Here is a 23,683-nt window from a genome sequence, read left to right on the forward strand (position 1 = left end):
AAAATAAATGAAAATTTTACACTTTGTAAACTTTTGAATTTCTCTTTTTTCAATTATTTCAATTATTTCTTTTGACTCTTTTGCGGTAAAAAGTATTTTAAGTTTTTTTTATGTATTAGTAACAATCGGTTAAGATCTGTCCGTTTGATTTATAAATTTCGTAATCTTTATTTTTTGACGAGCATAATGTTCTCAAAATATCTTCCACATCATGCTGCATTTTAAGCGCTCCGCAAATCATAATATATCCTCCGTTTTCTAATACATTGATAAATAATTCGGCATCTCTTTTTACCAAATCCATCACATATTGGGATTTTTCTTCACGCGAAAACGCTAAATTGAATGATGTTAATTTTTCTTTCTGAATATTTTCATGAGCGAAATGCTCGTAATTAACAATCAGTTCGGTTGATTTCCTGAAACCACAATACAAATGAGTTTTGGTTTTTCCGGTTTGCTCTTCAATCATGCCTAAAAACGGTGCAATACCAGTTCCGTTAGCAATCATAATCACTTCAGAAGCTTTTTTAGGAAAATGAAATTCTGAATTTTTAATTATTCTCGCTTTTATTTCCTGATTTTCTTTTAAACGATGTAGAAATCCTGAACCAATACCATTTTCATGAAGTTTCACAACCAATTGAATCGCTCCGTTAACTTTTCCGATAGAGTAGAACCTTTCTTTATGGTCATTCTCAGGATAAATAGCAAGTAAATCTCCAGATTTAAATTTTACCAAAGAATTAGGCTTTAAAATGACTTTAAAAGTGGTTACTTCATCAATAATTTCACTTTTACCAATCACTTTCATCTTCTTTAAAGACGGAATTTTCTCATTATATAAAGACGGTGCAGTAGCTAAAGGAATCATCGTTTCGTAACTCCATTGTTTTGCCCATTCTGTAAATTCTGTAGTTGATTTATCGTTTACAGTATGCATTTCAATCAAAGATTCTGCCCAAGTTTGCTCAGATAATAATTGATTGACTTCAGTAGCGAAACCACAAAAATCTTCGTACGATTGAGAACCAAAACCTGCAACAGAATATTTAATCTTTTGCTGCTGCGGAAACTCCTTCAAAAGCTTTTTAAATTGAGAAGCATTAGTCGGAGCATCACCTAAACCATAGGTTGAAGTGAAAATAATAAGGTGTTCTGCTTTAGGATATAATTTATATTGATTAAGCTGAGAAATAAACGATTTTTTTCCATCTGATAAAAGCTGTGAATGAATTTTATTGGCAAAACCTAAAGTCGAGCCATTTTCAGAACCAACCAAAATGATGATTTCTGCATTTTCAGCTTTGTATTTATTTTTAATTTTATTTCGGGTTCGTTTAAAAGTAATGACAAAACCTGAATAAATAAATAGTAAAATACCAATAGATGAAAGCCCTAAAACCGTTGACCAAACAATACTTCCGCGGCCAGTATGAAAGGTTAAACTAAGATTTTCATAAATAATATTCAGCGGATATTTTTCTTCTTTTACAATTTCCCCATTAATTTGGTTGACGGTAATTTCTCTGTCTTTTAATTTTAAAACAAAAAATTCTTCTGCATCATCTTCAATAAAAGGAAATTCAATTTTCTTAACTGCACTAAGTTTAGTTTCTTTAAAAATAGGGAAGTCGGTTAATTTTATCTGGGTTTCAGAATTGGTGATTTTATGAGGAATCTTTTCGTTTTTACCTTTCGGAATCAATTCAAAACGATGCATAAAAAGATAAGTTCCCGTCAAAGAAATTACAAAGATAGGAATCAACAAAATTCTTCCGGAAACGACATGAAAATATTGTGAGAAAAAATCTTTTTTAATTTTAGAAAAGAAATATCTGATTCCGTTTTGTCTTTTAATAATCAAGATAAGCCCGGAAATACTTGTAATCATTAACAAAAAAGAAACAACTCCTACAGCAAATCTTCCTGTTTCTTTTAAAAATAAAGAACGGTGGAGTGAAGTCACCCAATTGATAAATTTAGTTTTCTCAACAGGTTTTCCTAGAATTTTTCCGGTTTTAGGATTGATGTATGCTTTGATGTTTTCACCATTCTCGTCTGAACCTTCCAAGGTTACAAACTGATTGTGGTCAACACTTATTTCCATTATTTCCGGAAAAACCTTGCGCAGTTCCGGTAAAGACTGTGCAAGGTTTATGGTACTGAAATCATCAACACGATAAGGCTGAGTTTTTTCCTGTGCGGCATCGTATGCTAAAATTATTCCTGTAGTAGATGCTACGATGAGAAATAAAAATGTAAGTAATGCTAAAGTTAAATGGGCATACCTCCAAATTGATAAGGTCATTTGTAGGTTTTTTTTAAAGCTTATTCATTTTTACATAACGAATATATCCGCCTTTACCTTCTGTTTTTGTGGTAATAGCATCCGCAGTGAAAGGAATTTCCAAATCGGTAACGTTATATTTTTTGTCTTCTACAGCCGTTTCAAAACGTACTTTGTAGCCTTTGTTCAGATATTTATCTTCAATTGAAAAGGTAGAAATATTTCTATCTCCATCTGCAACAGAAGCTCCGGTAATGGCATTTAATTTTACAGGTTTTTTGCTCTGAAATTTATACCATTCTTTCAAAGTATCGTGCCACTTTGCATCTGGCCCCATCATGTAAAGTGTTTTTTCGTATCCTCCTTTAGGATTTATCAAAGAAACCACAACGTACGCACCTTCACCGCCATAACTTGTCAATTGAAGCATGCATTTATATTTTGAAGCTTGTGCGTTGGCAAAACCTGCACAAAATAAGGTCATTAAAATTCCTAAAGCCTGAATTTTAAAATATTTCATATTATTTATTTTAAAAAGTCGATTGATACGTTATTATTTTTTAAGCTTTCATTTTCTGAAGCAAGGTCATAAGCTGTTTCGTCAAATTCTGTTTTGATTGTTTTATTAGCATCCAAAGAAACCAAATATTTCAAAATTGAATCATCTTTCGCGACTAAAACGGCTTTATGAAGCACAGTCATACTTTCTTTATTCACAGAATTGATATCGATTTTAAGAGTATTCAATTTTTTAAGAAGCTCAAGGTCATTTTTCGCAATCGCCAAGTGGAGTAGTGTATTGCCATCTTTTTGCGGAGCCGTAACATTTACATTATTCGATTGAAGAATATTTAATTTTTCTGAAAACTCATCAGGACCTCTTTGTGGGCCAGGTCTGTAAGACTGAATCAAATAATATGCTAAGTTATTTCCTTTAGCATCAACAATTTTGGCATCAGCTTTATTAGAAATTAAAAATTTAGCAATCTCTACAGAACCATTTTGGATGGCTTGAGTTAAAGCAGACTCTCCATTTGCATTTATAGCATTTATATTTTTTGTTTTTGCTAAAATTGCTTTTACATTTTCAATATCTTTTCCTCCTGAAGCAACTATTAAAGCATTATTGCCTTCCTTGTCTGTTTTATTGGCATCAACTCCTTTGCTCAATAAATAATCAATAATTTCTTTTTGATTATTTTTTTTAGCAATAATTTGTAAAGCATTTGCACCGTTTGCATTGACAGCAGAAGGATTCAATTTTACTTCATCAATTAAATATTGATAAACAGCAAGTGGATTGGTAGCTGCTCTTGTTCCTGTTGCAGCATTAACCAAAGCTTTATCTGAAGCTTTTACACCCTGATTTTTTAATGATTTTAAAAGCTCGATATTTCCTAAACTTGCAGCATAGTCAAAAGAGGTTGCTCCGGTTTCATCTACATCTTTTATAGAAAGACCTTTTGAGGTGAATAGTTTTTGTAAAGAACCATCTTTGTCGTTTCCAATCGCTAAAAGCAAAATATTGGCTCCGTTTTTATATTGATGTTTTGGATTTACACTGGCTTTGAAAAAAGCTTCATATACTTTTGGGTCGTTTAAACCAGATACTGCTGCAAAAGCAAGCGGAGTTAATCCTTTTGTATCTAATTTATTAACATCAGAACCTTTAGAAATAAAATATTCAATAATTTCAGGATTTCCAGCCATTGCCGCCCAGTGAAGGTAAATTCTACCATCATGAGTCAATTTGTCTACTGAGTTTCCTTTTTGCTCTAAAAGAAATTTTACAGTTTCCAAAGGAGCTTTATTACTCAATGAAAGAGAAACGGCATCGAAAGTATTTCCGTTGAATTCAGACGGATTATTTCCATTGGCAATTTCGTGCTTTACTTTTTCAACATCGGGTTTAGATTTCCAAAAATCTGCCTGTAGTAAAGTGTTTTTTTGAGCACTGATTAGTACCGAAAACAATAATAGAGCAGAATACAATATCTTTTTCATTGTTATTTTTATTTATTCTAAATATTGAACGCAAAATTAGTCTTTCCTATCGAAGCGGAAAAGAAATCTATATAAAAATTTACAGCTTAATGGTTGATTAATATCATAAATTATTATTCAATAAATAACGCAAACAGCATCATTATGCGTTAAATCATAAAATCTTAGATTCAGTATGCATAATTTTGAGTTTATAGATAGTATCAATCCAATATTTGTCATGTCTATGTTTTTAACTCAAGTTTTTTAAGACTGTTAGTTTTTGCTGACAGTCTTTTTAGTTTTAAATAACAGTTTAGAGATACCACAGATTTTATGGTTGGCAATAGATTTGTTTTATCTGATGAAATATTAGTTTATGAAAAATTCAGTAAAAATCACATTAGGTATTATTGCAGGTGGAATTTTAGTCTTTTTAAATAAAAAGAGAAAGCAGCGCATGAACAATAAAAAACAAACATTTACCGCTCCAGATGGTTGTCAATATAATGAGAATCAGATGTACAGAACATCAGAAGGTGAAGTTTTTAGAAACGGTAAAAAAATGCGTGTTCAGATTCCATTAGACTCTTCTCAGAACTTAAGCAAAGTTGATTCAGGTTTTAATAACCAACATCTTAATGAGAATTTTAATTTACCAAAAACGGAAGTTTCTTATCATCAAAAAGGAACGCGACATCATTAATGTTTAGCAATCATTAGCATTGTAGTTGGCTTTTTCAAGTTCATCTTCCATTTTTTCAATTTCAGATTTAGAATGTTTTATCTTTTTTAAACTGACTTTAAGTTGCTTTTTTCCGTCTGGAGAAATCCATAACCCTTGAAGGTTATCAGAATTACGTTTTAGCAACATAATTCCTGTATTATAATGCTCAACAAAAGTATATTGTTGAGCTTTTTCTGAAAAAGTAGTATCTAAAAGAATCCAATTTCCTGTTTTATTGTCGGTGTATTTATAAATTCCCGAAGCAATAATATTTGGACAGCCTGTTTCTTCGATTTTTAGATAGAATGAAATATTTATTTTTCCGTCAATGGTTCCTATATACTTTTCTTGTGCGAGAATTTTTTGTGAAAACGCTGAAATAGATAGTAATAGAAGAATTAGTATGCTTATTTTTTTCATATTTTTATTTTACTAAAGTTAAAGAAATATTTTATAGAAAAAAAATTTAAGGTTAGATGTTGCTATTTCTCTTGGCTTATTTTTTGAATCTCTGAATCTAAAATTAAATCATGTTTTTAGCTACTTTTTTAAATTTTAACTGGAAAGAATTATTTCTAGGAACTGAGGATTGGGGATTTCTTATGGAAATTGTGCTTCGTACTATTATCATGTTTCTTACCATTATTATAAGTCTTCGTGTTTTAGGAAAAAGGGGAGTGAAGCAATTGTCGATTTTTGAATTAGTCGTTATTATTGGCTTAGGTTCAGCAGCCGGAGACCCTATGTTTTATAAAGAAGTAGGAATTGTTTCTTCCATCATTGTTTTTGTAGTGATTATCGTCCTTTATTCAACAATAACTTTTTTGATTGGAAGATTCAAAAAAATAGAAAACTTATTTGAAGGAAAAGCAATTTGTTTAATCGAACACGGAGTTTTTGCCATTGCTAATTTTAAAAAAGAAAACTTAGGAAGTGATGAGTTTTTTGCAGAATTAAGAGTGAAAGGTATTTCTCATTTAGGACAAATTGAGCTTGCTATTGAGGAAGTTTCCGGTGAAATAAGCGTTTTCTTTAATGAAGATAAAGAGGTGAAATATGGCCTGCCGATTATGTTGAATTCTTTAGATTATCCAATACAATATATCAATAAGGAAGGTCATTATTCTTGTACCTTTTGTGGCTTTACAGAAATAAAAGAAGAAGGAAATGCTGGAAATTGTAAAAATTGCAATAAAAAGAATTGGGTTGAAGCCAGCAATAAAATAAGAATAACGTAAAAATCCCCGATATAAAACCAGGGAAATTTAAAATATATAAAACTTAATTGATGTAGTTGCTACACTATAGCTTTGTGAAAAGAGCTTTTCATAAAGATGGTCGTTTCTTTGCCAAAAAGAGAAGAGAAAATATTTTGAAACTCGTGTATGTATTTACATCTTATCGTATTTCCGTAAATTTTTAAACCTTCAAAAATCTTTTTTGAATTCAAATCAATATCATATTTAATGAAAGATTCTGGCCTTTCGTAACGGATAATTTGCTGATCCGAAGCATACGTTTTCAGGAAACCAAATTTTTCTAACCAATCTTCTGTAATCTGAATAGGATTGATGTTTTCTGCAGGAATAGAAATCGTTTGCAAATCGTTTTTTATTTTAACAAAATAAGCGTTGTCATTTTGGTATATTTCGGTAATCGTAAAAATCTCATGATTATATTCAACAAGATTTTTAATCTTTAGATCGGTGACTTTCATTTTAATTTAGGTATGGCGGTTAATAATAGATACTCTAGAAGTATGTGCAAATACTATGCCTTGCATTATTTGTGTGGTATGTTAAATACCAATCTATTATGAATTTTTCGTAACAATTATAAAATGAAGTTCAGTTTTTAACCTATTTAATCTTTTACCGCCTTTTTATACGTTTCCAATGCTCTGTTTCTTGCAAAAGTATGATCAATCATGGGCACAATTTCTGAATAATTTTCAGGAAGCCATTTTTTGATATATTTTTGGTCTTTATCAAATTTTTTGGTTTGCTCACTCGGATTGAAAATCCTGAAATAGGGAGCTGCATCACAACCACAACCTGCAGCCCATTGCCAGTTTCCGTTGTTGGAAGAAAGTTCGTAATCTAAAAGTTTTTCAGCAAAATAAACTTCGCCCCACCTCCAATCAATTAATAAATGTTTAGTAAGAAAGCTAGCAACAACCATTCTCACACGATTATGCATAAATCCGGTCTCGTTGAGCTGTCGCATTCCGGCATCTACAATAGGGTAGCCGGTTTTTCCTTCACACCAAAGTTTAAACTCATCTTCATTATTTTGCCACTCAATTTTCTCATATTTTTCTTTGAAAGACTGGGTAACAACTTTCGGAAAATGGTAAAGAATCTGCATGAAAAATTCTCTCCAAATTAATTCATTAAGCCATGTTTCATTGTGTTCTGAAGCATATTTTACACATTTTCTGACCGAAATTGTTCCAAAACGTAATGCAATTCCCAACCGTGTTGTTTGGTCTAAAGCCGGAAAATCTCTGTTTTTATCGTAAGATTCGATGATTTTTTTATCTAAAGTTGGTTCATTGAAAACTATATCTGTTTTTTCAAAACCAATTTCTTTTAAACTGAGAATATTTTTAGATTCAAATGAATGAAAATTTTCAAAATTGATATTTGTTGAATAAATTTCAGTCTGGTACAATTTTTCCTTCCATTTTTTTGAAAAAGGAGTAAAAACAGTGTATGGTAAACCGTCGCTTTTCACAATTTCATCTTTTTCGAAAATGACCTGGTCTTTACAATCTTTAAATTCAATATTATTTTTATTTAAAAAATCTTCAATTTCTTTGTCCCGTTTTATCGCTTGTGGCTCGTAATCACGGTTGCAGAAAACAGTTTTAATATCAAATTCTTGGATAATTTCTTTAAAAATATCAAGCGGTTTTCCTTGATAGGTTTTAATTCCGGATTTATAGTTTTTTAATTCTTCATGAATTCCTTCTAAAGCCTGATGAATATAATCAACTCGTCGGTCAGATTTGTTGTCAAGCTGATTTAAAATTTCAGTATCAAATATAAAAATAGGAATTACTTTTTGGTCTGATTTTAAAGCAGCATTCAGACCTAAATTATCTTGAAGTCGTAAGTCTCTGCGAAACCAGAATATATTAATTTTGCTCATCTTTTTTTAATTTATGAAAGAAGAAAAGATTCCAGAGAATCATTTCGTATCCGTAGACCGTATCTTCAATGGGAATGGTTAAAATTCTGAAACCTATAAAATCTTTTGGGTTATAATTAACGATAGGAGAATCGAGTCCGGTTCCTGTAAGAATTCCGTTAACAGCTAAAAATCCGGGCATTAGAATTAAATAAATAAAAGAAGCTTTGCCCATCGATTTTACCTTTAAAATAAAATAAAGAACAATTAGACTGATTGCAGTCGTTAAAAAAGTAACGAAAGAATATATTTTATCTTTAAATAGAATTGCCAAAATAAGACACGAAATAATTGAAATGATTACAAAAATCTTTTCAATGGAAGGTTTCCAATCGAGTTTGAAGAATTTATCTAAACAGAAATAGGTGAAAACACAAGAAAAAGGAATGCAGATAAAAAAGAGCAATTCCTCAATCGGAAGACCAAAAAGTCGTTTACCAATTAAATATTTATCATTAAACCACCAAACTCCATTTGCCGTAAACCAAACATCCCAAGCAATAAAAAAAACAGCAACAATGACTGAAGATATCAAAAATGCCTTGAAATGCCTGTGAAATTTAATCTTTGGATGAAAAGAAAAAATAAAACAGATAATAATCGTAAAAAAGTTAATCGATAGATACGTATAATGCCACATTATGCTTTGTTTTTATTAAAAAACATTTTAAAATATTTTACAGGAACCCAAAGAAAACCGAAACATTCACCTTGTTCTTTTCCAGTGTGTTTATGATGTTGTTTGTGACCTCTTCTAATCGCTAATAAATACGGGTTTTTAGTATTCTTCAAAATATTGAAACGCTGATGAATAAAGATATCATGAACAAAAAAATAGGCCATTCCGTATAGCGTAATTCCTATGGCGATATAGAAATATATGTTAAAATTATTAATTGTTCCGTAGTACATTAAAGCAATCGTCGGGATGGCAAAAATGGCAAAAAAGTAATCGTTTCTTTCCATTTTTCCTTCGTTGCTATGGTCGTGGTGGTCGCGATGAAGCGTCCACAAAAAGCCATGCATAATATACTTATGAATAAGCCATGTCATACCTTCCATCACAAAAAATGTCGCTAAAACAATTAAAAAATTCATGCTATTTTTTATTAAATGTTTCTTCAAGAATTTTAAAACGGTAGTCGAAAATATTTTGTAACTTTTTCTTTACCATTGCACTATGGGCTATTTCACCTAAAAACCCGAAAGGCAATTCGTAACTTATAGTGTCTATCATCAACACTCCTTTATCATTCAAAATAAATTCATGAAAATGATTCCACAATTTAAAAGGGCCTTTTTTCTGGAAATCAGTAAAGCTTTCTTGATGATTAACCTGTGTAATTTCGGTTTGCCAGTTTAATTTAATTCCCAAAAGAGGTGAAACATAATAATCAATTAGCATTCCTTCGTAGATTTCATCATTAGAAAGCTGAGTTCTCACTACAAAACTCATATCTTTTGGTGTAATTTCTGAAAGATTATTGGCTGAAGAGAAAAATTTCCAGGCAGTTTTTATATCGCAGTTAAGTTGTTGTTGACGCTTTAATTGATGTACCATATTTTAAAATTTAAATTATTTACAGAAATGACATTTTATATTGTACATAACTGCTCATCATCAAAGAAAATTTCTTTCCGTTTGAAATCCTGATTCTCTGATTAATTATATTTTTTGCTGAAGTTTTTTTTATTTTTCTGAAAAGTGAAATGTAATATCGATACGCCAAATACACTCCAAATCTTGATGAATTGGGAAGATTTTTTATTCCTTCTAAAGCTTCTTTAAATTCGGCGTAAATTTCCTGTTCAATCTGAGCTTTTACCACGTTATCAAAGTAAGAAATATCAACATTCGGAAAATAGGTTCGTCCCAAAATCTGATAATCATCTTTCATATCACGCAAGAAATTAACTTTTTGAAAAGCCGAACCCAGCTTCATTGCGGAAGGTTTCAGTTTGTCGTACATTTCTTTATTTCCATCGACGAAAATATGAAGACACATCAAGCCGACAACTTCGGCAGAACCTAGAATATATTCTTTATAAAGTTCAGAATCGTAATCGATTTTCTGCAAATCCATTTCCATACTGTTGAGAAATTGATTGATAAGCTGCACATCGATATCATATCGATGAATAGTCTCCTGAAAAGCCTGTAAAATAGGATTTAAAGAGATTTTCTCTTCCAAAGCCTGATTGGTTTGCTCTCGAAATCTTGCCAAAAGAGTAGTGCGGTCAAAACCATGAAAACTGTCTACAATTTCATCAGCCAATCTTACATATCCGTAGATGGCATAAATAGAATTCCTGATTTTCGGGGAGAGTGCCAAAATCCCCAAAGAAAAACTCGTGCTGTACTGTTTTGTGGTCTGCTTGCTTATCTTATAAGATAGTTCATCGAAAAGTTTTTTCATATTCTTGGTTATTTAGTGGCTTCGGTTGCGGCTATTTTTCCTGAAATAATCGAAGGCGGAACTCCCGGTCCTGGAACGGTAAGCTGACCTGTATAAAAAAGATTTTTCACCTTTTTATTTCTCAGTGAAGGCTTTAAAACTGCAGTCTGATTCAGCGTATTGGCTAAACCATAAGCATTACCTTGATAGGCATTGTAATCTTTTTTGAAATCACTGATGCAATAGCTTTTTTTATAGTCGATTTTTGATAAAAGATTTGAAGATTTGGTGTGCTTTTCAAGTCTTTGTATCATGTCGAGAAAGTATTTTTCCCGTGTTTCTTCGTTGTCTTCAATTCCTGTAGCGATAGGCATTAAAAGAAATACATTTTCACAGTTTTCTGGAGCTACATTTTTATCTGTTTTGGAAGGGCAACACGCATAAAACAAAGGCTTTGTAGGCCATTTTTTATCTTTATAAATTTCTGACGTATGTAAATCTAAATCATTTTCAAAAAACAAAGTGTGATGTTTTAAGTTTGGAATTTTTTCACTAAATCCTAAATAATAAATCAGGCAAGAAGGTGCAAAAGTTTTCTTTTTCCAGTAATCTTCGCTGTAATTTTTATATTCTTTGGGTATTAAATTTTCTTCAGTATGATGATAATCTGATGAAGCAATGACAGTGTCAAACTCTATTTCATTTCCGTTGACAACAATTGATTCTGCATTTCCGTTTTTAATTTTAATTTCATCAACATTTGAATTTAAATGTATTTGAACACTTTCACCTTTGGCAATTTCAGACATTGCTTCAATGACTTTATAAAAGCCTCCCATAGGATACCAAGTTCCTAGTTTGTAACCTCCATAATTCATCAAACTATACAAAGCCGGAATATCTTTTGGCGCAGCTCCAAGAAAAATTACAGGAAATTCCATTAGCATAATCAATTTCGGATTTGAAAAATACTTTCTTACAAACCGATGGAAATTTGATAATAAATCTAGCTTCAATGCACTTTTTGCAATCGTTGGCGAAACAAATTCAAACCATGAATGACAAGGTTTTGTGACAAAATTTTTCATCCCAACTTCATATTTGTATTGAGCATCTTCCATAAACTCATCAAGCTTTTTGGCTGCTCCTTTTTCAATACTTTCAAAAAGATTTCTCATTTCTGAATAATCCTGTGGAACTGCCATAATTCCATCTGAAAAAACCATTTCAAATTGCGGATTTAATGGTACTAATTCATAATAATCTGATGAAGTTTTCCAAAAATCATTAAAAAAACCTTCAATAATATCGGACATCCAATACCAACTTGGGCCCATATCAAAAACATAACCATTATCGGTTTTAAACTGTCTTGCTCTACCTCCAAGACTGCTATTTTTCTCAAAAATATGAACTTCATGACCTTGTTTTGCGGCATAAGCAGCCGCTGATAGTCCTGAAAATCCTGAACCGATAACTGCTATTTTTTTAATCATAATTAATTATCATTAAATGAATTTTCTTTAAAAACCGTATCTATTAAATTTGCACTCTCAATATTTCTTCCAAAAATAGGATTGTGAAAATGGTCAAGCTTATTTAATAGCTCAATTAACTCATATTTTTCATCCTCAGTAAGATTACCACTTACGATTTTAGTAGCATTTCGGATGTTTGCCATTTGTTTTTCAAGCGCATCCAGCCCTTTTTGAGTAATTGCGATAATTTTAGTTCTTTTATCTGTCTTAGAATCGGCTTGTTTTACCCAGCCATTTTTGATAAGACGAGTGATGATGAGGTTTCCGACAGGTTTATCCTGAATATTCTTTTTAATCAATTCAGTTTTTGACATTTCACCGAAAGATTTCAGATTAATCAGATAGATAAATTCTTCCTGAGTCGAAAATTCTGAACCGGCAATCGCTGATTTTGAGTATGTTTTCGCATACCTATTCATGTGAACGAGTAGTGTGCTGATGATACTTTCTGGACTTCTTCCGCTTTCTTTGCCTTCCCAAGTAATGTTTTTTCGTGAAGGTTTGTCTTTTTGCTGGTGAAAAACCCAGCTTTTAAACCCTTCTATATCAGGAGGGTATTGAGAATTTGTGTTTTCAGAATCGAATTGTTGAAGCAGTTGAATAACATCTTTTGCTAAATTATAATTCATGTCTAAATTATTTTAATAGTATACAAATGTACTTATTATAATATATAAAACATCTTTATAAACTATTTTATATTTAAATAAAAAAATAAGACTTTGAAAAATCAAAGCCTTACTCTTCTAAATTTAATTTAGAGCCTGTTTAAGTTTTATTAATTTAAACTCTGTATGATTGGTTTTTTGATTTTTTTTTAATCATTTTTTATATAGTTCTCGCAGATTATACAGATTAAGCAGATTAAAAACAGAGGAATCAATCTGCTTAATCAGCAAAATCCGCGAGAGAAATTATTTCCATTTAAATTTAAAAATTCTTAATATATACGATTTATTTCTTCTAATTTTTAATCATTTGTTTGTCATTTTTCAAATTGATTTTCATGAAGTAAATTCTTCAAAAATAAGCTGTTACATCGACTCTATGATGAATTATGAAACATTTTTAAATCTGGTCTATCCAATGGTAAATGTCTACATTCTGAGGGATGTCTAGTTTTTTTCTGATTCGGTATTTTTTATTCTGCACCGTTCTGGTTTCTATAAAACTGATTTTAGCAATTTCTTTAGTGGTCAGTTTCATTTTTAAAAGAGCACAGAATTCTATTTCCGATTGTTGCAAGTCTGAGCTTTTTGCTAAAAGTTTAGAAGAAAAATCAGGGTAGATATTTTCAAACGCAAAGATAAAAGCGGGGTCTCTTTTTTCTAAAAGCTTCATCAAATCATGATACGCTTCACTTAGATTGATTTCCGGCTTTATCTCATTATTATTTTTAGTTTCAATAGTTCTTTTGCCTTTTCTTTTGTAGACGAAAAAGCTAATTACTCCAATAGATGCTAAAGCAGGAACAATCCAGAACCATAAAGCATTTTGAGAGTTTTCCTGTTCTTTTTTATCTTTATTAATAACTTCCTGCAAAGAATTGTATTTACTTTTCAAAGCTTTCAGTTCGTATTGCTCAATTTTATTTCCGTAAAAATTGATACTGTCATTTACTTGTAGAATTTCATAAATTTCTTTTAGAGAATGATAAATCTGGTTGGTGTTGATTTCTGTTCCTGTTTTTTTGCTGATAAAGAGAGCTTTGTGGAAGTTTTTTAAAGCACTTTCGTAATTTCCTTTATCCTTATAAACTTTTCCGATGACAGAATAATTATCAATCATCGATTTGTCGTCAATAATATCACCAGGTTTTATTAAAATTGATTTTTTAGCGTAATGATAGGCGGAGTCAGCATTTATTTGGCTATAAATATTGGCAAGATTAGCATAATTCAGATACTGAAAATTGTCACGTTCGTATTTGTCTTTTAATTTTTTTCCGCTTTCAATTTGCTCGTAAATTTTTTTTGCAGCTTCCTTAGGTTGGTTTTTATCTAAATAGATATTGGCAAAACTGCTAAGTACATTAGCTTTTGCATAGAAAATCCTTTCGCTGTTTGCATCTCCTTTTTGTAGGATTTTGTAAGCAGAGTTAAGATAGGCGATTGCTTTATCGGGAAATTTATTGATAGAGTAGGTTTCTGCAATATAAATATTAGACATCGCTTCAAAATAGACATCTTTATATTGATGAGATTTTTTCTGAAGATTTTCACTCGTAATAATCAGGCTGTCCATCATATTTTTACTGTAGAAATACCTGCACTTTCTATCCAGAAGTTTCATTTCTGAAATGGAATCTTTCAGAATAACAGACTCTTTCAAGAGATTGTTTAGCTCTTTGTATGCTTCATCGATATTAGCCTTGTAAAGTTTGGTATTGTTGCTGATTTTGGTTTTCAGCTCTTTAGCAGTAACTTTATTTTGTGCTACCATTAGAAAACTAAAAAATAGGCAAAACAAGAATAGTACTTTTCTTAAGTCAGTCATTAAAATAGATAAATCTCTTATATTATTAAAAGATAAAAATAGTGAAAATATGCTAAAAATAATCATAGATTAATGTGATTTTTAGCAATATGAAAGGTTAATTTAGGTTTTTCTTTAATTGTTCAATTAGTTTTAAATTTATTCATCATAAGAGACAAAACTCAGAAAAATATCATTTATTATTTGTTGCATAGTGAGGTTTAAATTTTTACATTTGTCAAGAATTTAATACAAATTCACAGGTTTTCAGATCATTATCACTTTCATAGAAATATGAAAGTAAATTTATTGTTTAAAATAATGATTAATAAACCTTTACACAGTTTTCATATTCCCGTTATGGGATTATCTTACACGATAGACAGCCCTATTCGTGTTGCACAATACGGAATTTCTTCAGTTATATCAATCATCGATGACGAAATTGTAGAGAAAATGAAAAATTTCTACAGTAAAAAATTCAATCTTAATTATTTGGGGATCTCTTCTAAAACGGAAGATTACAGAGCCAAAAGAATTACAGATTATCTCGATATGATGGATGATATCGTCACAGAAAAGTTTGAATCTTTTAAAGATGAAATTTCTAAAAATACAGACGCTCTGAAGCATTTTATGGCCATACTGCCTAATACGTCAGAACTGAAATGTGGTTTACAGAATATCATGAATCAGAAAGATTCTTTTGCTTCAAACATTAAAAGTTTTATTGAAAAAAATCTTACACCTGGAAGTATTGATGTCAATATCATGACTAAAGTTGATAAAGATAACTATCGCAATAACGAGCCGCTTCCGGTAATTTTTAATGATGCACATGCTTCTCTCAGAGGTTTTGCCCAGAGTAAAATTTCATCATCAATGGTGCTTTCTGCAGGGATGAATCCTCGTTTGTACAGTTATATTGAAGAGTTTAATGACTTCTTCCCAGGCTCAAACAATTATATCAAAAAGAAAATCATTCTTAAAGTAAGCGATTTCCGTTCTGCAATGATTCAGGGGAATTTTTTAGCTAAAAAAGGACTCTGGGTTTCAGAATATAGAGTTGAATCTGGACTTAATTGTGGCGGTCATGCTTTTGCGACAGAAGGTTTGTTGCTGGGTCCAATTATGGAAGAATTTAGGGTAAAGAAAGATGAATTGATTTCTTCTGCACATTCTTTAATGATTAAAGCGCTTGAGCAGAAAGGAAAATATATTCCTAATGAGCCATTAGAAATGAAAATTACGGTTCAAGGCGGAGTAGGAACTTCTGAAGAACACGATTTTTTGATTGAAAACTATCAGGTTGACAGTGTAGGTTGGGGATCACCATTTTTACTGGTTCCTGAGGCGACATCTGTAGACCGTGAAACGCGTGATCTTTTGGTAAAATCAAAACAAGATGATTATTATCTGAGCAATATTTCTCCTTTGGGAGTTCCATTTAATACGGTAAAAGGAACCTCAAATGAAATTTTGAAGCATCATAAAGAAGCAAAAAGTAAATTTGGAAGCTCGTGTCCTAAAAAACTATTGGCATTAAGTAAAGAATATTCTCCAAAAGGAATGTGTACTGCCTCAAAAAAATATCAGGATATTAAACTGAAAGATCTTGAAGCTGTAAAAAGTGAAATTACTCAGAAGCAATTTGAATCTGAAAAAAAGAAAATTACCGATAAAGCATGTTTGTGTGTAGGTTTGGTAAATTCAGCCTATCTAGAACAAGGAATTGAAATAAAAGGCGAAAAGCAAGGGGTTGTTGTTTGCCCTGGACCGAATTTAGCCTATTTTGATAAAGAAGTTTCTCTTTCAGAAATGATAAAGCATATTTACGGCAATGGAAATATTCTTCCTGACGCCGAGCGATCGAATATGTTTATTAATGAACTAAAAATGTATGTTGAGCATCTAAGTAAGGAGATTGCAGATTTCTCAGCAGAACTCACTAATTCTCAAATCAAAAAATGGAAAGCTTTTAAAGCTAATCTTTTTGAAGGAATAGCGTATTATGAAACTCTTTTTAAGACCACTTCTTTTTTTGTGACTGATAAAAATAAGATACAAAGACAGTTAGAAGATTTTAAAATGAATTTAGATGAAATTGTAATTCCAGAATTACAAAAATAAACTTTACCTCTAAGGCCGGAACTTATTAATTTCGGCCTTAGTTTCTATTGGGTTATTATAGCAGGCAGATAGCATTGCGAAGTATACAACTAAGTTTGCGATAAAGCCAGATGCATTTGCGCAACCTACAGATAGATTTGCACAGTGAACAGTTGAGTTTGCGAAGAGGTCAGATGTATTTGCAGAACAGACAGATAAATTTACAGGGCGACCAGCTTCTATTGCGAAGTGTACAGTTGAGTTTGTGATAGTGCAAATGTATTTACACAACAAACAGATGATTTTGTAATGGGTACAGATAGGATAGATGAATGTACAAGGAGAATGAGTAGATGTCAAAAAGTATTTTGATTCTTTTATGGTTAAAAAATGTAAAATACTAAACTTGCTTTTAGATATTTTAAAGATACTCCTCCTTTTTCCAATATCTTTTGTGCTTAGACTTGCCAAGAATTTGACTTTTATAAATACTGTTTTGCCCGGACAACAGATAGGAAACAACACATGCGATAATGACATACACTGCGCATTCGTATCCAAATAATTCTATTGCCATAATGCTACAAGCAATCGGTGTATTGGTAGCTCCGGCAAAAACGGCCACAAAACCCATTCCTGCTAAAAGTGCTAACGGTAAAGGGATGAAATATCCCAAAGCATTTCCTAAAGTTGCTCCAATGAAAAATAAGGGAGTTACTTCACCACCTTTAAAGCCTGAAGCCAAAGTAATAATGGTAATAATCGCTTTTAACGCAAAATCATAAGCCGGAAGCTCTTCTGAAAAAGAATCTAGAATTGTGGGAATTCCTAAACCGATATATTTTGAGGTTCCCATTAACCAGACCGATAATAAAACAATAATTCCTCCTATTAAAGGTCTAAATGGAGGATAAGAGATTTTAGATTTAAAAAGGTTACCTGTTTTATGAATAATTTTACTGAATAGTGCAGCACAGATTCCGAAAAAAAGACCAGCAGCTACAGCATATAAAATGTTTAGAAAAGAAATAGAAGGCACAAAATTGATAAGATAATGAGTATGGTGTGTATTCAGGGATTTTGTAACCCAATCTGCAATTAGCGATGCGGAAATTGCAGGAAATAAGGCTTTGTATTTAATTTTTCCTGTAAGAGAAACTTCTAATCCGAAAATCGCTCCGGCTAAAGGTGTTCCGAAAACCGAACCAAAGCCTGCGGCAATTGCAGAGATGATTAAAATTCTCCTTTCATCTTTTGAAAGTTTTAATGGTTTTGAAAACTGATCAGCAATTGATGCTGCCATTTGTAAAGCTGTTCCTTCACGCCCTGCAGAGCCTCCAAAAAGATGAGTCATCATCGTTCCTAAATATACAAAAGGCGCCATCTTGAAGGGAATAGTCTTTGATGGTTGGTGGATGTTTTCTAGTAATAAATTATTTCCCGCTTCAACATCTTTTCCGAAATAGTGATAAAGTAGACCAATTAAAAAACCTCCCAATGGTAAAAAAATAATAATCCATAAATGGTTTTCTCTGAATTGCGTTGCCCATTCTAAAGTTTGTAAGAAAAAAGCAGAAGCAGCCCCAATACAAATCCCGATGATTGAAGTGATAAAAAGCCATTTTACTATAAAAAATACAAAAGGATATTTTCTAAACAATAAACGGATTAAAATAAGGAGGATTCTAAAAACTGATTTTTTACTTTTTTTAAACATACTAACCTGATTAAATGTGAGACATTCAACTAATCAGGCGCCATCAGCTTTTTTAATGCGGTTGGGTAAGGAAGACACCATTTCCTTTATTCGAAAGAACAAATGTAAGACAAAAATTTTATTCACTAATAATTTGATGGTAAGATTGAGTTTAAACATTTTTTAATCGAAATTTTCTATGGGTTAAATTTTTATTAAAACTAAATTCCAGAGCCTTTTTACGAAGGTTGTTTCATAAATTAGCTCTACTTTTTTAAATGATATAAATCTATTTTATGGAAAAAATAAAAATAAAAAATACCGATCTTTTGATAGCGCCGGTAAATTTTGGAGGAAATGTTTTTGGATGGACTTTAGATGAAAAGAAATCTTTTGATATTCTAGATCAGTTTACCGCTGGAGGATTTAATTTTATTGATACAGCCGATACCTATTCGTGGTGGGTTAACGGAAAAGGCGGTCAGTCTGAAGAAATCATCGGAAAATGGATGAAAGAGAGAAATAACCGAAATGATTTGGTGATTGCTACAAAAGTTGGTTCCGAAACAAAAGAGCATGGCTTTGACATCAGCAAGAAACATATTCTGAAATCTGTAGATGAATCTTTAGCCCGACTTCAGACCGATCATATCGATCTTTATTACACGCATTTTGATGATCAAAAAACTCCGGTTGAAGAAACTTTAGAAGCCTATGATGAAATTATAAAAGCTGGGAAAGTAAGATATATTGCTGCATCAAACCTTTCGCCTGAAAGATTGAAAGAATCTTTTGATGTTGCTGAAAAAAATAATCTCCCGAAGTATGTTGCACTACAGCCGCATTATAATTTACTGGAAAGAGAAAAATTCGAATCTCAATATGCAGATTTGGTAAAAGAATATGATCTGAGTGTTTTTACCTATTGGTCTTTAGCATCAGGTTTTCTTACAGGGAAATATCGTAATGAAGAAGATTTAAAGAAAAGTGCAAGGGGAGAAGGTGTAAGGAAATATTTAGATGAAAAAGGTCTTCATGTTTTAAAAGCTTTAGATGAAATCAGTATAAGATTAGAAACTACTCAAGCTTCTGTGGCTCTAGCGTGGCTTTTGGCAAATCCTTTAGTAACGGCTCCTATTGTAAGCGCAACCAGCGAATCTCAACTGAAAACTTTATTTGCTGCTCCTGAACTGAAATTAAGTTCTGAAGATATTGAACTTTTAAATACAGTAAGTCAATAATTAATCTTGCTTATCCAAAAAAATCTCCTGTGATTATTTTTGCAGGAGATTTTTTATGAAAAGCTAAAACTGCAGAATGCTTTTTTCAAGATCGTGATAAAGAAGAACTTTCCAGTTGTTTTCAATAGCTTCTTTTTGCCATTCTATCCGAAGTTGCATCGCTTTTTTACCATCAAAATCACTTTTGTAAGCTACATGATATTTTAAATAAGACTCCTGTGGAAGATCATCGGCACCATAAAAAGCCGTTTCATTATTTTCTGTAATTTTAAAAATCTGCATGAAAGGACTGTGGCCACCCACAACTTCATAATAAATTTCATCATTTATTTTTCCTTGATCATCTTCCATCCAAATAATATTGGGTTGTTGAATGAGTGCTTCTAAAATCTCAAAATCAAACGATGGGTTTCCTCGGTTTTGAAAAGCAAAATCAAGCTCTCTTTTCTGAATGTAAATTTTAGCATTCGGGAAATTTGGCTCAAATCCATGCTTTGTTTTCAATAAAGTTCCATTAATGTGGTCTTTATGCAAGTGGGATAGGAGAACTTTTGTGATTTGGCTGTTCAGAATATTTTCTTCTTGTAAAATTTTATTTATAACCATTTTGTGCTCCGGGTTTTTCCAACCGAAGCCTGTATCGACAAGGATATAATCGTTTTGTGTAATGATTAAAAATGGCTGAATAGACATCTTTACTCCTTTGGCTTCTGGATTTTCTTCAAGAATTTTAAAGTTTTTAAACTTGTCGGCGACAAAATTGCCTTCTTTTAGAGGGATGATTTTCATTTAAGTTTAAATTATGTACTGATTTTTTTTAATAATAAATTCAGTTTACAGTTGCAAAGATACATTTCGTGATAATTATGAAAATAAAAATGACCGATAATATTCTGTACACAAAAAAAATAAACTTGTAAACCGGAAATTACTTTGAAAATTGAAGTTGGTATCAAATGTGCAACAGTGCAGGGAATGCGGTAGAAAAAATTATAAATATCTTTTGAGGATTTATAGTTTGATATTAAAAAAAATTGTAATTTTAATTAAGGATATTAAGTGTTTTCAATTGGTAATATTATATGTATTATAATACCATTGTTGTAATTATTTTACTTAAATGGTATTAAATTTATTCATATGATAATGTTTGATTATTATGATTAAAAAAATAATATTATTATGTGATTATTATTTGATTAGGATGTAGTATTTTTGCACTTTTTATTTGAAAAAAAATTAAAGATTAAAAATATTTGTTTGTTTTTTTTGCAGACCAAAAACCGGATGATGAAAAAAATCGTATTTATTAAAATATATCTTATACAATTCTCACACAAGAGATGTATATTTGTTAGACAAACTTGTTAAATCTTTTGTTTACAAAAGATTAGATGTTGTGTAAGATTTTTAAATATTAAATTAATTGCTTTTAGCAAAATAAATTGAAACGATGCCTAGAAAAGTTGTACAAGGTCCGATTAGAGACAAAGAAAAAACAAAACAAAAACTACTCAATGCAGTAGGGAAGATTTTGAAAACTAAAGGATATTCAGGATTGATGGTAAGCAAAATTGCTGCTGTTGCTGGTTTTGATAAAAAACTAATCTATGAATATTTTGGAAGTACTGACAAATTAATTGATGAATACATTAAATCTCAGGATTACTGGAGTAAATTTGCACCAGAAGGAGATGTTGATTTGTCTGATGGAGGAAAAGAAATGTCTAAATTGGCAATTCTTAACCAGTTTGAAACTCTAAAAAAGAATAAAGAACTTCAAAAGATTTTAGTTTGGGAAATGTCTGAAAGCAGACCTATTCTTAAAAAACTTTTAGATCAAAGAGAAGAAGTTGGAGAAGAGCTTTTTAAAAATATTACCGATCCTCATTTTGGCGATAAAGCTGAAGAATACCGAGCGATTACTGCTATTTTAGTAGCCGGAATTTATCATTTAAACCTTTATACAGGTCATAATGGATCTACTTTCTGCGGAATAGAAATGAAAACTGAAGAGGGACGAAAGAAAATTGAAAAAGCATTAGTGGATATTATAGACTACGCTTACAGTAAATAATATTCTGTTACCCAAAAGTAACAAAGAGTTTACTAAAATTTGAAAGCTAAAATTTTTAAATTAAAACTATATTTCTTACTTTTGGGCAATGGAAAATTTTATAGTATCTGCAAGAAAGTACCGTCCTCAACAGTTTGATACCGTTGTTGGACAATCGCATATTACAGATACTTTAGAACACGCCATTGAAGAAAACCAGTTGGCACAGGCGCTGTTGTTTTGCGGTCCGCGTGGCGTAGGCAAAACTACATGTGCCCGAATTTTAGCAAGAAAAATCAATGAAAAAGACGGCTCTGTCTCAGAAGATGGTTTTGCTTACAATATTTATGAGCTCGATGCAGCATCCAATAACTCCGTTGATGATATTCGTGAATTGATAGATCAGGTGCGTTTTGCACCTCAGGTTGGTCAGTACAAAGTGTATATTATTGATGAGGTTCACATGTTGTCTTCTGCTGCATTTAATGCTTTTCTTAAAACTTTAGAAGAGCCACCTGCTCATGCTATTTTTATCTTGGCAACGACCGAAAAGCATAAAATTATACCCACTATTTTATCGCGTTGTCAAATTTATGATTTTAAAAGAATTACCATTCTTGACATTCAGAATCATCTGAAAGGTATTGCTGAAAAAGAAAATGTAAAGTACGAAGATGATGCATTGTATCTGATTGCACAAAAGGCAGATGGTGCATTAAGAGATGCTCTTTCGATTTTTGACAGGCTTTCTACCTTTTCTCAAAAGAATATTACTCTTGCGAAAGCTGCAGAAGTTCTCAATATTTTAGATTATGATCAATATTTAAAAATTGTTGATTTTGCTAAAGAAAATAAAATTCCCGAAATACTTTTTGCTTTTAATGAAATTGTAAAAAAAGGTTTCGATCCTCATTTATTTATTGCCGGACTTGGAAATCATTTCCGAGATTTGATGATGGCTCAAAATTCTTCAACGATAGATTTAATTGAAGTAGGAGAGCAGACTAAAGTGAAGTTTGTGGAGCAAGGGCAAAAATGGAGTCCTCAAAATCTCATCGATGGAATAGAAATTTGCAATCATGCAGATATCAATTATAAAAATTCAAAAAATCCTAGACTTACTGTAGAAATTGCTTTAATGCAATTATCTTCTCTTTCAGCCCCTGGCGAAATAGCTAAAAAAAAAAGTTCTTAATACTAGCTCCATTCCTTCAGGAGAAACAGGAAGTTAAATTACCTACCCAAACTCTTGAAAAGAAACCAGAAGTTGAAGTAAAGCCTCAACCTCAAGCAACGCCTGAGCAACCTTCACAGCCTGTTGCTAAAGCTTTGAAGCCTTTATCAAAGCCTAATATCTCATCAGGATTTAGCATTAATTCTTTCTTAAATAAAGAAGAAAAATCTACTGAAGAAGCTGAAAAAGCAGTTGTCATTAATACCGATAACCTTCCAGAGCATCACTTTACCGAAACCGATGTTCAGAATGAGTGGACTGAACTTTTGAAACAACTCCGTACCAAAGATCCGGTTATTTTTAATGCTATAAAAGCTTTTAAGCTTCATAAAAAGGATGAAAAAGTTATCCAAATTTCTTATCCGTCAGACTCTGCAAAAGTAGAATTTGATAAAATAAGTATTGAGTTTTTTAATCATTTTAAACATAAAGTAAGCAACCATTCTATCGTTTTTGAATTTAATAAAGACCACGAAAACCTTAAGATTGAAATCATGACGAAAAAGAAAATCTTTGAGAAATTTGTTGAGATGAATCCTCTTTTAAAAGATTTAGATGATTTAATGAGGTTTGATTTATCATAATTTTTATATATTTGCTGAATATTTACAAAGACAAAGATAAATACAGTATAAAAATTGGAACATTCCAAATTTACATATACACCTGATTTTACTCAAACAATCAGTTTTACACCTGCTTATTTCTTAAGCAGTTATCTTTCTTTTGCTACATTTTATTATAGA

The 23,683-nt window shown here is 31.4% G+C and carries 22 protein-coding genes and 1 riboswitch; of the genes, 7 read left to right on the top strand and 15 right to left on the bottom strand.

The window, feature by feature from the left end; genetic code table 11:
• Positions 1-115: 115 nt before the first annotated feature.
• From LO744_RS09620 to LO744_RS09630, 3 genes are read right to left on the bottom strand one after another with little or no spacing between them, the layout of a single operon-like run.
• On the bottom strand, positions 116-2,311 hold the full coding sequence (locus LO744_RS09620) for a PepSY domain-containing protein (RefSeq protein ID WP_230668920.1): 2,196 nt from the start codon (positions 2,309-2,311) through the stop codon (positions 116-118).
• Positions 2,312-2,324: 13 nt separating this feature from the next.
• The gene (locus LO744_RS09625) at positions 2,325-2,810 is read right to left on the bottom strand and encodes a DUF2271 domain-containing protein (protein WP_230668922.1); all 486 of its coding nucleotides are present in this window, start codon (positions 2,808-2,810) and stop codon (positions 2,325-2,327) included.
• A gap of 5 nt (positions 2,811-2,815) precedes the next feature.
• Positions 2,816-4,294, bottom strand: coding sequence for an ankyrin repeat domain-containing protein (locus LO744_RS09630; protein WP_230668924.1), 1,479 nt, complete (start codon positions 4,292-4,294; stop codon positions 2,816-2,818).
• 358 nt (positions 4,295-4,652) lie between these two features.
• Between LO744_RS09630 and LO744_RS09635 the strand changes: the two genes are divergently transcribed.
• A complete protein-coding gene (locus LO744_RS09635) occupies positions 4,653-4,979 on the top strand; it encodes a hypothetical protein (RefSeq protein WP_230668926.1) in 327 nt (108 codons plus the stop codon).
• 3 nt (positions 4,980-4,982) lie between these two features.
• On the opposite strand, the gene LO744_RS09640 is transcribed toward LO744_RS09635, so the two are convergent.
• Positions 4,983-5,420 (bottom strand): hypothetical protein, encoded by a 438-nt coding sequence (locus LO744_RS09640; protein ID WP_230668928.1) that lies wholly within the window; start codon positions 5,418-5,420, stop codon positions 4,983-4,985.
• A 110-nt stretch (positions 5,421-5,530) separates the two neighbouring features.
• Between LO744_RS09640 and LO744_RS09645 the strand changes: the two genes are divergently transcribed.
• Positions 5,531-6,238, top strand: coding sequence for a DUF421 domain-containing protein (locus LO744_RS09645; protein ID WP_230668930.1), 708 nt, complete (start codon positions 5,531-5,533; stop codon positions 6,236-6,238).
• Positions 6,239-6,297: 59 nt separating this feature from the next.
• Here LO744_RS09645 and LO744_RS09650 read toward each other — a convergent pair whose 3' ends face one another.
• The 9 genes from LO744_RS09650 to LO744_RS09690 form a co-directional block, all read right to left on the bottom strand.
• A complete protein-coding gene (locus tag LO744_RS09650; RefSeq protein ID WP_230668932.1) occupies positions 6,298-6,717 on the bottom strand; it encodes a hypothetical protein in 420 nt (139 codons plus the stop codon).
• Positions 6,718-6,863: 146 nt separating this feature from the next.
• A complete protein-coding gene (locus LO744_RS09655) occupies positions 6,864-8,153 on the bottom strand; it encodes a cryptochrome/photolyase family protein (RefSeq protein WP_230668934.1) in 1,290 nt (429 codons plus the stop codon).
• The gene (locus LO744_RS09660) at positions 8,140-8,832 is read right to left on the bottom strand and encodes a lycopene cyclase domain-containing protein (RefSeq protein ID WP_230668936.1); all 693 of its coding nucleotides are present in this window, start codon (positions 8,830-8,832) and stop codon (positions 8,140-8,142) included. Before LO744_RS09660 ends, LO744_RS09655 begins: the two co-directional genes overlap by 14 nt.
• A complete protein-coding gene (locus LO744_RS09665) occupies positions 8,832-9,290 on the bottom strand; it encodes a sterol desaturase family protein (RefSeq protein WP_230668938.1) in 459 nt (152 codons plus the stop codon). The genes LO744_RS09660 and LO744_RS09665 overlap by 1 nt, the downstream gene beginning before the upstream one ends.
• A gap of 1 nt (position 9,291) precedes the next feature.
• Positions 9,292-9,753, bottom strand: a complete 462-nt coding sequence (locus LO744_RS09670) for an SRPBCC family protein (protein WP_230668940.1) — start codon at positions 9,751-9,753, stop codon at positions 9,292-9,294.
• 19 nt (positions 9,754-9,772) lie between these two features.
• Entirely contained in the window at positions 9,773-10,609 is an 837-nt protein-coding gene (locus LO744_RS09675; RefSeq protein ID WP_230668942.1) for a phytoene/squalene synthase family protein, read from the bottom strand.
• 8 nt (positions 10,610-10,617) lie between these two features.
• Positions 10,618-12,084 carry a phytoene desaturase family protein gene (locus LO744_RS09680; RefSeq protein ID WP_230668944.1) on the bottom strand — a complete coding sequence of 489 codons (1,467 nt, stop codon included), beginning with the start codon at positions 12,082-12,084 and terminating at the stop codon, positions 10,618-10,620.
• Between the two features lie 2 nt (positions 12,085-12,086).
• Positions 12,087-12,755, bottom strand: a complete 669-nt coding sequence (locus tag LO744_RS09685) for a MarR family winged helix-turn-helix transcriptional regulator (protein ID WP_230668946.1) — start codon at positions 12,753-12,755, stop codon at positions 12,087-12,089.
• Between the two features lie 439 nt (positions 12,756-13,194).
• Positions 13,195-14,568, bottom strand: a complete 1,374-nt coding sequence (locus LO744_RS09690) for a tetratricopeptide repeat protein (RefSeq protein ID WP_230668948.1) — start codon at positions 14,566-14,568, stop codon at positions 13,195-13,197.
• Positions 14,569-14,922: 354 nt separating this feature from the next.
• On the opposite strand from LO744_RS09690, the gene LO744_RS09695 reads away from it, so the two are divergent.
• A complete protein-coding gene (locus LO744_RS09695) occupies positions 14,923-16,731 on the top strand; it encodes a hypothetical protein (protein WP_230668949.1) in 1,809 nt (602 codons plus the stop codon).
• 400 nt (positions 16,732-17,131) lie between these two features.
• Here the strand turns inward: LO744_RS09695 and LO744_RS09700 are convergent, their stop codons facing one another.
• Entirely contained in the window at positions 17,132-18,427 is a 1,296-nt protein-coding gene (locus LO744_RS09700) for a voltage-gated chloride channel family protein (RefSeq protein ID WP_230668951.1), read from the bottom strand.
• A gap of 27 nt (positions 18,428-18,454) precedes the next feature.
• A riboswitch (Fluoride riboswitch) is annotated at positions 18,455-18,521 on the bottom strand.
• A 181-nt stretch (positions 18,522-18,702) separates the two neighbouring features.
• On the opposite strand from LO744_RS09700, the gene LO744_RS09705 reads away from it, so the two are divergent.
• The gene (locus LO744_RS09705; protein ID WP_230668953.1) at positions 18,703-19,647 is read left to right on the top strand and encodes an aldo/keto reductase; all 945 of its coding nucleotides are present in this window, start codon (positions 18,703-18,705) and stop codon (positions 19,645-19,647) included.
• Positions 19,648-19,710: 63 nt separating this feature from the next.
• Here the strand turns inward: LO744_RS09705 and LO744_RS09710 are convergent, their stop codons facing one another.
• Positions 19,711-20,436: an MBL fold metallo-hydrolase gene (locus LO744_RS09710; RefSeq protein WP_230668954.1), complete on the bottom strand. Its 726-nt coding sequence runs from the start codon at positions 20,434-20,436 to the stop codon at positions 19,711-19,713.
• Between the two features lie 664 nt (positions 20,437-21,100).
• On the opposite strand from LO744_RS09710, the gene LO744_RS09715 reads away from it, so the two are divergent.
• The 3 genes from LO744_RS09715 (at position 21,101) to LO744_RS09725 (ending at position 23,521) form a co-directional block, all read left to right on the top strand.
• Entirely contained in the window at positions 21,101-21,724 is a 624-nt protein-coding gene (locus LO744_RS09715; RefSeq protein WP_230668956.1) for a TetR/AcrR family transcriptional regulator, read from the top strand.
• A gap of 88 nt (positions 21,725-21,812) precedes the next feature.
• Positions 21,813-22,898, top strand: coding sequence for a DNA polymerase III subunit gamma/tau (gene dnaX, locus LO744_RS09720; RefSeq protein WP_230668958.1), 1,086 nt, complete (start codon positions 21,813-21,815; stop codon positions 22,896-22,898).
• Between the two features lie 134 nt (positions 22,899-23,032).
• Positions 23,033-23,521: a hypothetical protein gene (locus tag LO744_RS09725; RefSeq protein ID WP_230668960.1), complete on the top strand. Its 489-nt coding sequence runs from the start codon at positions 23,033-23,035 to the stop codon at positions 23,519-23,521.
• The last annotated feature ends 162 nt before the right edge of the window (positions 23,522-23,683 follow it).

Origin of the sequence: Chryseobacterium turcicum (assembly GCF_021010565.1) — a bacterium.
GTDB lineage: Bacteria > Bacteroidota > Bacteroidia > Flavobacteriales > Weeksellaceae > Chryseobacterium > Chryseobacterium turcicum.

Excerpts from the sequence above, each read along its gene's own strand:
- LO744_RS09620 (WP_230668920.1), bottom strand. The coding sequence starts at position 2,311 with ATGACCTTATCAATTTGGAGGTATGCCCATTTAACTTTAGCATTACTT.
- LO744_RS09625 (WP_230668922.1), bottom strand. The coding sequence starts at position 2,810 with ATGAAATATTTTAAAATTCAGGCTTTAGGAATTTTAATGACCTTATTT.
- LO744_RS09630 (WP_230668924.1), bottom strand. The coding sequence starts at position 4,294 with ATGAAAAAGATATTGTATTCTGCTCTATTATTGTTTTCGGTACTAATC.
- LO744_RS09635 (WP_230668926.1), top strand. The coding sequence starts at position 4,653 with ATGAAAAATTCAGTAAAAATCACATTAGGTATTATTGCAGGTGGAATT.
- LO744_RS09640 (WP_230668928.1), bottom strand. The coding sequence starts at position 5,420 with ATGAAAAAAATAAGCATACTAATTCTTCTATTACTATCTATTTCAGCG.
- LO744_RS09645 (WP_230668930.1), top strand. The coding sequence starts at position 5,531 with ATGTTTTTAGCTACTTTTTTAAATTTTAACTGGAAAGAATTATTTCTA.
- LO744_RS09650 (WP_230668932.1), bottom strand. The coding sequence starts at position 6,717 with ATGAAAGTCACCGATCTAAAGATTAAAAATCTTGTTGAATATAATCAT.
- LO744_RS09655 (WP_230668934.1), bottom strand. The coding sequence starts at position 8,153 with ATGAGCAAAATTAATATATTCTGGTTTCGCAGAGACTTACGACTTCAA.
- LO744_RS09660 (WP_230668936.1), bottom strand. The coding sequence starts at position 8,832 with ATGTGGCATTATACGTATCTATCGATTAACTTTTTTACGATTATTATC.
- LO744_RS09665 (WP_230668938.1), bottom strand. The coding sequence starts at position 9,290 with ATGAATTTTTTAATTGTTTTAGCGACATTTTTTGTGATGGAAGGTATG.
- LO744_RS09670 (WP_230668940.1), bottom strand. The coding sequence starts at position 9,753 with ATGGTACATCAATTAAAGCGTCAACAACAACTTAACTGCGATATAAAA.
- LO744_RS09675 (WP_230668942.1), bottom strand. The coding sequence starts at position 10,609 with ATGAAAAAACTTTTCGATGAACTATCTTATAAGATAAGCAAGCAGACC.
- LO744_RS09680 (WP_230668944.1), bottom strand. The coding sequence starts at position 12,084 with ATGATTAAAAAAATAGCAGTTATCGGTTCAGGATTTTCAGGACTATCA.
- LO744_RS09685 (WP_230668946.1), bottom strand. The coding sequence starts at position 12,755 with ATGAATTATAATTTAGCAAAAGATGTTATTCAACTGCTTCAACAATTC.
- LO744_RS09690 (WP_230668948.1), bottom strand. The coding sequence starts at position 14,568 with ATGGTAGCACAAAATAAAGTTACTGCTAAAGAGCTGAAAACCAAAATC.
- LO744_RS09695 (WP_230668949.1), top strand. The coding sequence starts at position 14,923 with ATGATTAATAAACCTTTACACAGTTTTCATATTCCCGTTATGGGATTA.
- LO744_RS09700 (WP_230668951.1), bottom strand. The coding sequence starts at position 18,427 with ATGTTTAAAAAAAGTAAAAAATCAGTTTTTAGAATCCTCCTTATTTTA.
- LO744_RS09705 (WP_230668953.1), top strand. The coding sequence starts at position 18,703 with ATGGAAAAAATAAAAATAAAAAATACCGATCTTTTGATAGCGCCGGTA.
- LO744_RS09710 (WP_230668954.1), bottom strand. The coding sequence starts at position 20,436 with ATGAAAATCATCCCTCTAAAAGAAGGCAATTTTGTCGCCGACAAGTTT.
- LO744_RS09715 (WP_230668956.1), top strand. The coding sequence starts at position 21,101 with ATGCCTAGAAAAGTTGTACAAGGTCCGATTAGAGACAAAGAAAAAACA.
- dnaX (WP_230668958.1), top strand. The coding sequence starts at position 21,813 with ATGGAAAATTTTATAGTATCTGCAAGAAAGTACCGTCCTCAACAGTTT.